The sequence below is a fragment of the Cupriavidus ulmosensis genome, from assembly GCF_977008105.1.
The window spans coordinates 2,814,964-2,827,249 of the sequence record NZ_CDRMWP010000001.1; the positions used below are offsets into that span (position 1 = coordinate 2,814,964).

11 protein-coding genes are annotated in these 12,286 nt (G+C 70.7%); 7 read left to right on the forward strand and 4 right to left on the reverse strand.

Going from position 1 to position 12,286, the window contains the following annotated elements:
- Positions 1 to 27: 27 nt before the first annotated feature.
- From ACWTPI_RS12825 to ggt, 4 genes are all read right to left on the reverse strand, one after another.
- Positions 28 to 1,029, reverse strand: coding sequence for a Bug family tripartite tricarboxylate transporter substrate binding protein (locus ACWTPI_RS12825; protein WP_197090409.1), 1,002 nt, complete (start codon positions 1,027 to 1,029; stop codon positions 28 to 30).
- 45 nt (positions 1,030 to 1,074) lie between these two features.
- A complete protein-coding gene (locus tag ACWTPI_RS12830) occupies positions 1,075 to 2,193 on the reverse strand; it encodes a succinylglutamate desuccinylase/aspartoacylase family protein (protein WP_454731810.1) in 1,119 nt (372 codons plus the stop codon).
- 210 nt (positions 2,194 to 2,403) lie between these two features.
- A complete protein-coding gene (locus tag ACWTPI_RS12835; protein WP_020202293.1) occupies positions 2,404 to 3,345 on the reverse strand; it encodes a Bug family tripartite tricarboxylate transporter substrate binding protein in 942 nt (313 codons plus the stop codon).
- Positions 3,346 to 3,445: 100 nt separating this feature from the next.
- On the reverse strand, positions 3,446 to 5,038 hold the full coding sequence (ggt, locus tag ACWTPI_RS12840) for a gamma-glutamyltransferase (protein ID WP_020202292.1): 1,593 nt from the start codon (positions 5,036 to 5,038) through the stop codon (positions 3,446 to 3,448).
- Between the two features lie 336 nt (positions 5,039 to 5,374).
- On the opposite strand from ggt, the gene ACWTPI_RS12845 reads away from it, so the two are divergent.
- The 7 genes from ACWTPI_RS12845 (at position 5,375) to ACWTPI_RS12875 (ending at position 12,286) form a co-directional block, all read left to right on the forward strand.
- On the forward strand, positions 5,375 to 6,028 hold the full coding sequence (locus ACWTPI_RS12845; RefSeq protein ID WP_454732477.1) for a GntR family transcriptional regulator: 654 nt from the start codon (positions 5,375 to 5,377) through the stop codon (positions 6,026 to 6,028).
- A 220-nt stretch (positions 6,029 to 6,248) separates the two neighbouring features.
- On the forward strand, positions 6,249 to 7,169 hold the full coding sequence (locus tag ACWTPI_RS12850) for a LysR family transcriptional regulator (protein ID WP_454731811.1): 921 nt from the start codon (positions 6,249 to 6,251) through the stop codon (positions 7,167 to 7,169).
- Positions 7,170 to 7,290: 121 nt separating this feature from the next.
- Positions 7,291 to 8,268: a MaoC/PaaZ C-terminal domain-containing protein gene (locus ACWTPI_RS12855; RefSeq protein ID WP_454731812.1), complete on the forward strand. Its 978-nt coding sequence runs from the start codon at positions 7,291 to 7,293 to the stop codon at positions 8,266 to 8,268.
- Complete coding sequence (locus tag ACWTPI_RS12860) at positions 8,265 to 9,491, forward strand: CaiB/BaiF CoA transferase family protein (RefSeq protein ID WP_454731813.1); 1,227 nt, start codon at positions 8,265 to 8,267, stop codon at positions 9,489 to 9,491. Before ACWTPI_RS12855 ends, ACWTPI_RS12860 begins: the two co-directional genes overlap by 4 nt.
- A gap of 41 nt (positions 9,492 to 9,532) precedes the next feature.
- Positions 9,533 to 10,723 (forward strand): thiolase C-terminal domain-containing protein, encoded by a 1,191-nt coding sequence (locus tag ACWTPI_RS12865; RefSeq protein ID WP_454731814.1) that lies wholly within the window; start codon positions 9,533 to 9,535, stop codon positions 10,721 to 10,723.
- A complete protein-coding gene (locus ACWTPI_RS12870; RefSeq protein WP_454731815.1) occupies positions 10,720 to 11,205 on the forward strand; it encodes a Zn-ribbon domain-containing OB-fold protein in 486 nt (161 codons plus the stop codon). The genes ACWTPI_RS12865 and ACWTPI_RS12870 overlap by 4 nt, the downstream gene beginning before the upstream one ends.
- An 85-nt stretch (positions 11,206 to 11,290) precedes the next feature.
- Positions 11,291 to 12,286 (forward strand): tripartite tricarboxylate transporter substrate binding protein, encoded by a 996-nt coding sequence (locus ACWTPI_RS12875; protein WP_454731816.1) that lies wholly within the window; start codon positions 11,291 to 11,293, stop codon positions 12,284 to 12,286.

The window sequence follows — 12,286 nt, forward strand, 5'->3', positions numbered from 1 at the left end:
AGCGCGGCGCGGCCGGCGGCCGCTGGTTTATTCGAGGCGGATGTTGGCGGCCTTGATGATGCGCGCATTATCGGCCGATTCCGCGGCGATGCCCTGCGCGAACGCGGCCGGCGTGCCGCCAGTCGGCACGTTGCCCATTTCGAGCAGCAGCTTGCGCACGTCCGGCTGCGCGAGGATCTTGTTGATCTCGGCGTTGAGCCGCTCGATCACCGGCGCCGGCGTGCGGGCCGGCGCGAAGGCGCCCAGCGTGGACGACCGGTTGGCCTGCGGGAAGCCGAGTTCGGCGAGCGTCGGCACGTCGGGCAGCGACGCCATGCGCGCCGCGGCGCCGATGGCCAGCGGCCGCAGCTTGCCGCTGCGGATCTGCTGCAGCAGGGTCTGGCTGGCATTGATCGACACCATTTCGAGCTGGCCGCCCATCGCGTCGTTGAACTGCTGGCCCGAGCCGCGATAGGGAATGTGCGTGATGTCCACGTGGGCCGCGAGCTTGATCTGCTCGAGCATGATCTGGCCCAGCGAGCCCTGGCCCGAGGTGGACCAGCGGATCGCGCCGGGGCGCGAGCGGGCATCGGCCAGCACCGCGCGGAAATCGCGCGCCGGCATGATCGGCGTGGCCATCATCACCACCGGCGAATACGCGATGCTGACCACCGGCGCGATGTCGCGGGCGGGGTCGAACGGCATCTTGTTCAGGTGCGGCGTCAGGGTCAGCGTGCTGACCGTGGAGATGCCGAAGGTGTAGCCGTCCGGCGCGGCCTTGGCCACCGCGTCCATGCCGATCAGGCCCGCCGCGCCGGCGCGGTTGTCGACCACGATGGAGGTGCCGAGCTGCGCGCCGAGGCGGTCGCTCACCAGGCGCGCGACGGCATCCGTCACGCCGCCCGCCGGATAAGCGACGATCAGGCGGATCGGCTTGGAGGACGGCCAGGCCGGTTGCGCCGCCGCGGTGAGCGGCAGGCATGCGCAAAGGCACAGCGAGGCAAGGCCGGCGAGGGCCGCGAGCGTGGCGCGGCGGGAATCAGAAGGCATGATGGATCGGACGGTAAGTGATGGTGAGGAAGAAGGACGAAGGGATCAGGCGCTCAGCAGGTAGCCGGAGCGGGCCGGCGCGTTGCCGGCCACGCGGGCCAGCGGATCGCCGTGCCGCGCGAAGCGGATGTCGCGGCCCATGAAGAACACGCCCGCCGTGTTCGCGGCGACCGGCGTGCGGCTGCCGCTGACCGGGTCGACGATGTCGAACAGGACCTGGCCCGCCTGCACCGCCGCGCCCGGCTCGGCGCGGAACACCACGATGCCGCTGACCGGCGCGGCGACGTATTCGCTGCCGGCCAGCGGCGTGGCCGGATGCGGCAGCGGCGGCAGCGGCGGCGCCGTGCCCGCGATCGCGCCGGCATGCGTCAGGTAGTTCAGGATGGCGGCGGCGTCCTGCTCCGCCAGTTGCCACGACACGTCGCGCTGGCCGCGGTGCTCCACCGTGGTGGCCAGGCTGCCGTGCGGGATCGGGAAGCGCGCGCCGAAGCGCTGCTGCAGCTGGTACCAGGTATAGCTGAAGGCTTCGTCGAAGGACTGGCCGCCGGCGTCCAGCGCCAGCAGGCTGGCTTTCGCGCCGAGGTAGCGGGCGAGCGGCTCCACTTCCGCCCAGATTGCCTCGCCGGTGTAGATGTGCATCGGCGACTCGCGCGAGCAGTGCAGGTCCAGCACCACGTCGGCATCGTGCGCCAGCAGCATCAGGGTCTGCTGCAGCGAGGCCATCGGATTGGCCGGCACGCTGGCGCGCAGGGCGTCGGCCATCGCGCGGCGGATCACCTGCACGTTGTGCGCGCCGTCGCTGCCCAGGCTGCCCTCCACCGCCGCCGCGATCGGCTCGTACAGCATCGGGAAGCCGCGGTTGAAGTTCTGCCCGCTGCCCAGGTCGAAGCGGCCGACCGGGCTGCCGAGCACGGTCTGCGCCAGGCCGGCGGGATTGGCCACCGGCACCAGCGTCACGGCCGCGCGCAGCGCGCCCGCCGCCTCCAGCTCCCGCAGCCGGTCCATCAGCACCACGGCCACGAGCATGCCGGGGATCTCGTCGGCGTGCAGCGCGGCCTGGATGTAGATCTTCTTCGGCGCGTCGGCAGGGCCGAAGCGGTGGCTGGTCAGATGGCAGGACATGCCGGGCGTGGCCGGCAGCAGCGGATGGGTGGTGGTTTGCATGGCGACAGTAAAACGGACGACGAAGGGCGGACAGCGCGCGCTGTCCGCCGGGGATGGAAGCGGTGAACCGGAGCAGGCAGGGCCGGCGCGGCGGCCGCGGCGTTGGCCGGAGTCAATCCGGCTGGACTGCGCGGACCGGACTACGCGGACTCGACTACTCAGGCCCGGTTATTCGGGCCCGGTTATTCGGGCTCGGTTACTCGGGCTCGGTTACTCGGGCTCGATGCCGGCGCGCTTGACCAGCGCCTGCACGCGCGGAATCTCCTTCCTGAGGCGGGCATCGAAGTCGGCCACGCTGCCGGTGAGCGCCTCGGTGCCGATGTCGGCCAGCTTCTTCCTGACCTCGGGCTCGCTCATCACCTTGTTGATGGCGGCATTGAACTTCGCGACGATGTAGGCCGGCGTGTGCGGCGGCGCCACGATGCCGTTCCACGAGGTCGACTCGAAGCCCGGATAACCCTGCTCCGCCACGGTGGGCACGTCGGGCAGCGCCGGCAGGCGCTTCGCGCTCGTCACCGCCAGCGCGCGCAGCTTGCCCTGCCGGATCAGCGACAGCGTGGGGCCGACCGCGTCGAAGTACGTCATCAGCTCGCCGCCGAGCAGCGCCGGCACGGCCTGGTTGGCGCCCTTGTAGGGCACGTGCAGCATGTCGATGTGGGCGGCGCCCTTGAGCATCTCGCCCGACAGGTGCGCCAGCGAGCCGATGCCGTAGGAGCCGAAGGTGACTTCGCCCGGATGCGCCTTGGCGTAGCTCACCATCTGCGGCAGCGTCCTGAACGGCGCGCTCATGCTCGCCACCAGCACGTTGGGCGTGGCCGACAGCAGGCCGATGCGGGTGAAGGCATCCGGATCGTAGGCCAGCTTCTTCTGCGTGAAGCGGTTGGTGATCAGCGGCGCGAAACCGCTCATCATCACCGAGTAGCCGTCGGGCGCCGACTGCAGCACGTTGATGCTGGCAATGGCGGCGGAGGCGCCCGGCTTGTTGTCGATGATGATCGACTGGCCGAGCTCCCGCTGGAACGCCGGCGCCAGCATGCGCGCGATGCCGTCGGCCGCGCCGCCCGGCGGGAACGGCACCACCAGGCGGATCGGCTGGGTGGGCCACGCCTTTTCCTTTTCCCCCTGCGCCATCACGGCCGTGGAGGAGAACAACAGACAAGCGCATAGCGCGGAAAGCAACGATTTCATGAGCGAACGTGCGAGTTGAGAAAAAAGGCGGCGTGGCTGCTTTCCGGTGGGCAGTCGGGCGCGCTCAGAGCCCGATGGCGCAGCCGTCCTTGCGGTGGTCCGACGCGCCGGTGAGCACGCCCTGCTCCCAGTCGATGCGGATCACCTGCGCCCCGCCGATCGGGCGGGTGCGCGGCGCGATCTCGAAGCCGCGGCGGCGCAGTTCGGCGACCACCTCGGCCGGCACGGTGCGCTCGATCTCGACCGCGTTGCTGCCCGGCGTGGGAAAGACCCGCGGCAGCGACACCGCGTCCTGCAGGTCCATGCCGTAGTCCAGCACCTTGGATACCAGATGCGCGTGGCCCATCGCCTGGTAGTGCCCGCCCATCACGCCGAAGCTGAGCGCGGCGCGGCCGTCCTTGGTCGCCATGCCGGGGATGATGGTGTGCATGGGCCGCTTGCGCGGCGCGATGGCGTTGGGATGGCCGTCCAGCAGCGAGAAGCTCTGGGCGCGGTTGTGCAGCAGGATGCCGGTGGTCGGCGTCATGATGCCGCTGCCGAAGCCGTAGAAAATCGAATTGATGAAGCTGGCGCAGTTGCGGTCCTTGTCGACCACGCTGATGTAGACCGTGTCCAGGTGCTCGGGCATGCCGATCACCGGCGGCACGTCGCTGGCGCGCGCCAGGTCGATCTTCGCGCGCAGCGCGTCGGCGAACGCCGGCGACAGCAGCCGCTCCACGTCGACCGCGGTGAAGTCGGGGTCGCACAGCACCTCGTCGCGCGCCGCGTAGGCCAGGCGCGTGGCCTCGATCTCGCGGTGCAGGCGGTCGGCCGAGAGCGGGTCGCCGTCGGCGGGGAAACCGGCCAGGATGTTCAGGATCAGCAGCGCGATCACGCCCTGCCCGTTGGGCGGGCATTCGTGGATGTCGTAGCCGCGGAACTGCGTCTTGATCGGCGTGACGTAGCTGCCGCGGTATTCGGCGAAGTCCGCCTCGGTATGGAAACCGCCCAGCGATTGCAGGTACCGCACCATCTCCTCGGCGACCGGGCCGGCGTAGAAGCCGTCGCGGCCCTTCTGCCCGATCAGCCGCAGCGTGGCGGCCAGTTCCGGCTGGCGGTGCACGCTGCCCGGCAGCGGCGCGCTGCCGCCCGGCAGCATCACGCGCGCGGCGTGCTCGTTGCGCTTGAGCAGCGGCTCGGCCAGGGTCCAGTCGCGCGACACGCGCGGGGTGATCGCGTAGCCCTCTTCCGCGTGGCGGATGGCCGGGCGCAGCACCTCGGCCAGCGGCAGGCTGCCGTGGTCGCGGATCAGGCGGTCCCAGGCGTCGATGGCGCCCGGCACGGTGATGCCGTGCGGGGTGGGACGCAGCAGCGAGGTCACGCCGCGCTCGCGCAGCGCCGCGGGGCTGATGCCCGAGGGCGCCCAGCCGCTGCCGTTGTAGGCCACCACGTCCGCGCCGCCGTTCCTGGCGTAGAGCGCGAAGCAGTCGCCGCCGATGCCGGTGGAGCCCGGCTCGACCACGCATTGCACCGCGCAGGCGGCCACCGCCGCGTCCATGGCGTTGCCGCCGGCGTCCAGCACCTGCGCCGCCGCCAGGGTGGCGGCCGGATGCGAGGTCGCCACCATGCCGTTGCGGGCCATGACGGACGAGCGCCCGGGGCTTTCGAAGTCGCGCATTCTCATTTGGATTTTTGGGTAGAACGTCTTGGGAAAGGAGTTTTTCGAGGGGGCCGGTCACGCACGCAGCACTGAATCAAATATCCAATGTGCAGGCACCGCCGGCCTTCTTGGCCAGATACCTGGGTAGATATTGTGGATCTATGTGGTTCTGTCTTGCTGTTTTCACAAATTGGATCCAATATACAATGGCGTTGTGCAAAAAACAAGCCGCAGCCGCGCCACAAAATCAGAGACAATGCCGAGCACGTCATGACTAGCCACTTTTCCCGTATGTCCGCGCCTTCTTCCTCCCCTTCCTCATCCACGGCCGACGGCCCTGGCGGCGCCCGCCTGGTGCGCGCCACCGCGGTGGAAATGGTGGCGGCCGACCTGCGCCAGCGCATCCTCTCGGGCAAGCTCGCGCCGGGCTCGGCGCTGCGCCAGGAAGCGCTCGCGGAAGAACTGGGCGTGAGCCGCATCCCGCTGCGCGAGGCGATCCGCCTGCTCAGCTCCGAAGGCCTGGTGAATCTGCAGCCGCACCGCGGCGCCTACGTGGCGCAGCTGTCGGTGGACGAAGTGCAGGAGTTCTTCGAACTGCGCGTGCAGCTCGAACCGTGGCTGCTGCGCCTGGCCGTGCCGCAGCTGCAGGCCGCGGACCTGGCGCGCGCCGAGGCGCTGGTGAATGAAATGGACAGCGCTCCCGCCGACGCCTGGAGCCGCCTCAACTGGCAGCTGCACGAAACGCTGTACCGGCCGGCCAACCGGCCGTTCGCGCTGAACATCGTGCGCACGCTGCACGAGAAGTCCGAGCGCTACCTCAACTTCCGCGTGGTCAGCGTTCCGCAGCGCCTGCAGGCGCGCCAGGAACACATGGAGCTGATCCGCCTGAGCCGCGCCGGCCAGACCGAGGCGGCGGCCACGGCAATGAAGCGGCATATCGGCAGCAGCGTCATGGAAGTCATCACGGTGGCGCGCGACCAGATCGACGACGCGGGCGGCGGCCGCTGACGCGCCCGCGCCGCCCCACCTCACCCGCCGGTCCCGGTGGCGGGGTACGACAACCGCGGCGGCTTCGGCCATGCGGACTTCCCGCACGCGGCCGGCGGCCTGGCGGGCGCCGCCCGCCCCTATACTGGACTGCGCCCGGCGCCGGCGGCTTTGCCGCGCCGCGGAGCGGGCCCGGGGCGTTCCCGTCGCCACCGCCTTCATCCCACTGTCCGGCAGATCGATGAACATCACCCTCAAACAGCTGCGCGCGTTCTGCGCCGTCTACGAACTGCGCAACTTCACGCTGGCCGCCGAGGCGATGCACCTGACGCAGTCGGCCGTCAGCAAGCTGTGCGCCGACCTCGAGTCGGAGACCGGCGTGCGGCTGTTCGAGCGCAGCACGCGCCGGGTGGTGCCGCTCGACGCCGCGGCCGATCTCTACCGCTACGCGCAGCAGATGCTGGGCACGCTGCGATCGGCGCAGCGCAGCCTGCAAAGCCTGCGTGGGCTGGAGTGCGGCACGGTCAGCCTGACCTGCTCGCCCATGATGGCCTTCGGCCTGCTGCGGCCGGTCATCGCCGGGTTCGCCGCGCGCTATCCGGGCATCCAGATCGACCTGCAGGAACTGTCGACCGACCAGAGCATCGAGTCCGTACGGATCGGCCAGTGCGACTTCGCGCTCGTCTCGATCGGCGAGCTCGATGCGCAGATGGAGAGCCGGGTGGTGCGTCGCGAGCCGATCTGCGTGGCGTGCGCGAAAACCCATCCGCTAGCGTCCTGCAAGTCGGCCGGATGGAAACGGATCGTCGAGCACCGGCACATCACGATCCGCAGCGTCTACAGCTTCCGGCGCACGGTCGACCGGATCCTGAGCCGGCATCGCCTCAGCCTGCGCTCGTCGATCCAGGTCGCCACGCTGACCTCGGCGCTGGGACTGGTCAGCGAGAATCTCGGCATCCTGCTGATTCCGGGCTATGCGTCCGGCTTCGCGCGCCAGCTCGGGCTCGCCATCGTGCCGATCGCCGCGGCCGACCGCCAGCTGCACGAGATCTCGCTGCTGACCCGCCGCGATGCCGAACCCACCATCGCCGCCGCCGCGTTCATCGCGGAGATGGAGCGCCAGTTCGGCGCGGCGGCGCGGCAGGACGCCGCCGCGCATTGATCTCGGCATTGATCTCGATCCGGACTGACATCAGTCATTTAAGTCGTTTGTAGGCTGCCGCACCCCGCTGTCATCATCAAGCCGTTGTCCGCACAAGGACGCAGGAACGAGCGAGCGACCGATGACGCCAGATGCGATGCACGAGCAGCAGCCACACGGCCCGCATGCGCGCGGCCGGGCATTCGACCCGGAGCGCCTGCTGCGCCGGGCATTCCCCGCGACCGAGCAGACCTACGACGCCTCGCGCTCGATCCTGTACGCGCTGGCGGTGGGCTACGGCCACGACCCGCTCGACGCGCGCGAGCTGCCGTTCGTCTACCAGCAGGCACAGCGCGCGGCGCCGACGCTGGCGCTGGTGGTGGGCTATCCCGGCTTCTGGATGATGGCGCCCGATACCGGCATCGAGTGGCAATCGGTGCTGCATGCCGGACAGACGCTGGAACTGCACGCGGAGATGCCGGCCGCGGCGACGGTGGTCGGGCACCTCAGGGTGACGCAGGTGATCGACAAGGGCCCGTCGGTGGGCGCGCTCATCACCAGCGAGCGCACGCTCGTGGAAAAAGGAACCGGGCGCAGGCTGGCCACGGCGACGCAGGTCTACCTGGCCCGCGGCAACGGGGGATTCAGCAGTACGTACGGCGGCACGTATGGCGGCATGTATGGCAACACATGCGGCGACGCATGCGGCGGCACCGCACCCGCCGGCACGCGCCCGCAGGGTCCGCCGCAGGGCCCGCCCGCCATCGTCGACGCGTACCGCACCGCGGCCAACGCCGCGCTGTGGTATCGCCTGTGCGGAGACATGAATCCGCTGCACGCCGATCCCGCCGTGGCGAGATCGGCGGGCTTCGCCCGCCCCCTCCTGCACGGGCTGTGCACCTACGGCATCGCGGCCCGCGCGGTGGTGAAGGCGATCTGCGGATACGAGCCGCGCCGCCTGCTGCGCATCGACGCCCGCTTCACCGCACCCGCGTATCCGGGCGAGACCATCCGCACCGAACTGTGGCCGCACGGCCGCCAGACCCGCTTCCGCGTCATCGCCGCCGAGCGGGGCGCGGTCGTCATCGACAACGGCATCGCGGAGACGGCGCAGCCATGACCGACACCCCCGACAACGACACGCAACCCGGCGGCCCGCTCGCGGGCATGCGCGTACTGGACGTCGCCACGGTGCTGGCCGGGCCGTTCGGCGCGACGCTTCTCGCCGACTACGGCGCCGAGGTCGTCAAGGTCGAGCTTCCCGGCCGCGGCGACGGCCTGCGCGGCTTTCCGCCGTTCAAGGACGGCAAGAGCCTGTGGTGGAAGACCTCGCAGCGCAACAAGCAGTGCGTCACGCTCGATCTGCGCCAGGCGCGCGGGGCCGAGATCCTGAAGGCCATGCTGCCGCACTTCGACCTGCTGATCGAGAACTTCCGCCCCGGCACGCTCGACAACTGGGGGCTCGGCCGCGAGGTGCTGTGGCAGGCCAATCCGCAGCTGGTGATCATGCGGGTGTCGGCCTTCGGCCAGAGCGGCCCCTATCGCGGGCGGCCGGGCTTCGCCAGGATCTTCGAGGCGATGGGCGGGCTGACCGCCGTGTCGGGCACCGAGGACGGCGAGCCGATGCATACCGGCGCGCCGCTGGGCGACCTGATCGGCGGCCTGTATTGCGCGGTGGGCGCGCTCGCCGCGCTCTGGCGCAGGCAGCGCGACCCGCAATGCGGCGGCGAGGAGATCGACCTGTCGCTGACCGAATCCATCCTGCGGCTGCTCGACGTCGCGCCCGCCGCGCTCCAGCAGCTCGGCCAGGCGCCGGCGCGGCTCGGCAACCGCAGCCCGTACTCGGCGCCGTCGGCGGTGTACCGCACCCAGGACGGCCACTGGGTCACGATGGCCGGATCGATCAACGCGATGTTCGCCAACAACTGCGCGGCGATCGGCCGCGCCGACCTGCTCCGGGACCCGCGCTTCGCCACCAACGCCGACCGCGTCCGCCACGAGCGCGAGCTCAACGGGATCTTCGCGCACTGGTGCGCCGCGCGCCCGCTCGCCGAGGTCATCGCCGCCTTCGCCGCGGCGGACGGCACGATGGCGCCGGTCTACACCATCGACCAGGTGGTGCGCGATCCGCAGATGGTCGCGCGCGAGGCGATCGTCAGCGCGCACGACGAGGACTTCGGCGCGCTGAGCATGCCCAACGTCGTGCCGCGCTTCGCCCGCCGGCCCGCCAGCGTGCGCCACGCCGGCAGGTCCATCGGCGCGGACAACGCCACGGTGTACATGAAATACGCGGGCCTGGGCGCAGACGACCTGCGCCGGCTCGAGGCCGACGGCGTCATCTAGGCGGCGTCATTCCCCCGAAACCACGACCACGAGGACAAGCCATGAATGCGCATGACGCACCTACCTTGCGGGGAAAGACCGCGGTGGTGGGCATCGGAGAGACCGAGTACTTCAGGCACGGCAAGTCTCCCGACGCGGAATTCAAGCTGGCGCTGCGCGCCACGCTCAACGCCTGCGAGGATGCCGGCATCGACCCGCGCCGCATCGACGGGTTCTCGTCCTACGGCAACGACCGCAGCGATCCGTCGCGGATGGCGGCCGCGCTGGGCATCCGCGAGCTCCGGTTCTCCTGCATGCAATGGGGCGGCGGCGGCGGCGGCGTCTCGGCCGCGGTCGGCAACGCCGCCGCCGCGCTGGCGACCGGCATGGCCGACTGCGTCGTCGTCATGCGCGCGCTGGCGCAGGGCCAGTACCAGCGCTATGGCCGCGGCCAGGTCGAGCAGACCATCAGCGGCGAGTACGCGCTGACCGTGCCCTACGGGCTGATCTCGCCGGCCCAGCGCTTTGCCATGAAGGTCCGGCGCTTCATGCACGACCACGGCATCGGCCAGGAAGCGCTGCGCGCCATCGCCCTGGCCTCGTACCACCACGCGCAGCGCAACCCGCGCGCGGTCATGTTCGGCAAGCCGCTGACCGAGGAGAAGTACGACCAGTCGCGCTGGATCACCGAGCCGTTCCATCTCTTCGACTGCTGCATGGAGAACGACGGCGCCGCCGCCATGATCCTGGTGCGCGCGGAGGAAGCCGCCGACCTGCCGGGCACGCCGGTCTACCTGCTGGCCGCCGCGGCCGGTTCGGACCATCGCTGCGCCGCCTGGAGCCACAACGCCCCCGACTATGCCTCGTCGTCGTTCCCGGGCGTGGCGCGCAACCTCTACCGGATGGCGCGGGTCGAGCCCGCCGATTTCGACTTCGTGCAGAGCTACGAGAACTTCACGGGCGGGGTGCTGATGGCGCTGATCGAGCACGGCCTGTTCAGCGCCGAGGCGGCCAACGATTTCCTCAAACCCGAAAACCTCATCGCCCCCGGCGGCGCGCTGCCGCTGAACACCAGCGGCGGCAACCTGGCCGAGTGCTACATGCACGGCCTGGAGCTCCACCTGGAAGCGGTCAGGCAACTGCGCGGCACCTCCACCGCCCAGATCGACAACGCCCGGCTCGGGCTGGTCATCGGCGGGCCGATGGTCACGCCGGTCAGCTCGGCCATTTACGGAACCGGAGCCGCGCTATGACGACATCGACCAATACGACATCGGCCAACACGACAGCAACCAGGTACCTGCCGCCCGGCCTGCCGGCGCCGGTCGCCGACGCGGACGGCCTGACCGCGCCGTACTGGGACGCGCTGCGCGGCGAGAGGCTGCTGGTGCAGCGCTGCCCCCGTTGCCACGCCTGGCAGTGGGGCCCGGAATGGCTGTGCCACCGGTGCCACTCGCTGGAGATCGCCTATGTCGAGGTGGCGCCGGCGGGCGTGCTCTACAGCTGGCAGCGCGTCTGGCATCCGGTCCATCCCGCGCTCGACCGGGCGGGCCCGTACCTGATCGGCCTGGTCGAGCTGCCCGACGCGGGCCGCGTGCGCATGGTCGGCAACATCCTGGGGGACCCGCTGCGGCCGCCGCGCATCGGCGAGCCGATGCGCGGCGTGTTCGAGCATGCGGTGGATGCCCGGCAGCGGCCATACACGCTGCTGCACTGGGCGCCCGCGGCCGGCTGAGGCGCGCGCCCGGCGCCGGCGGCGCACACAGACAAGACAACGCACAAGACGACGTACAAGACGACGCACAAGCGAGGAGACAGTCATGCCAGCGCATTTTCACCGACTGAGGCAATGGGCGCGCGCCTGCGCACTGGGCATGCCGGCCCTGTGCGCCGCCGGCTCCGCGGCGGCATCCGCCGCCGACTATCCGAGCGCCCCCATCACGCTCGTGGCGAGCTCGACGGCGGGCGGCGGGGTCGACGTCACCGCGCGGCTCGTCGCGCGGCAGCTCGCCGCGATCCTGGGCCAGCAGGTGGTGGTCGAGAACCGCCCGGGCGCATCGGGCACGATCGCCGGCTCGATCGTCGCGCGCGCGCCGGCCAACGGCTACACGCTGTTCTTCACCGCGAGCAACCTGGTCCAGTCCGCGGCGCAGCCCCGCAAACCGCCCTACGCGCTGACCGATTTCGCGCCGGTCTCGAAAGTCGGGGTGACCAATCTCGTGCTGGTGGCCAACCCCGGCCGGGTCCAGGCGAGGACCCTCGCCGAGCTGGTCGCCGAGATCAAGGCGCGGCCCGGCAAGTATGCGTTCGGCTCGTATGGCAGCGGCACCTCCGCGCATATCTACGGCGAGCTGCTGAACCGGTCGGCCGGCATCGCGATGGTCCACGTGCCGTACAAGGGCGTGGCGCCGGCGGTCAACGACGTCGTCAGCGGCCAGATCCCGCTCGCCTTCGCCGACATCGGCACCATCGCCCCGTTCCTCGCCGCCGGGCGGCTGCGGGCGCTGGCCATCACGGGGGCCCGGCGCTTCCCGGGACTGCCTGAGGTGCCGACCTTCAAGGAGTCGCGCATGGACGGCTTCGAACTGAGCGGCTGGTACGGCGTGCTCGCGCCGGCCGGGACGAACGCGGCCATCGTCTCGCGCCTGTCCCAGGCCCTCGACAAGGCCGTCGCCACGCCGGACGTCCAGCGCGCCCTGATGGAGCGCGGCGTGGTGCCCGTGGGCGGATCGTCCGAGCAGTTCCAGCGCGACATCGTGGCGGAGGAAGCGCAGTGGACGCGGCTCATCGAGGACAACGGCATCCGGGGGTTCTGA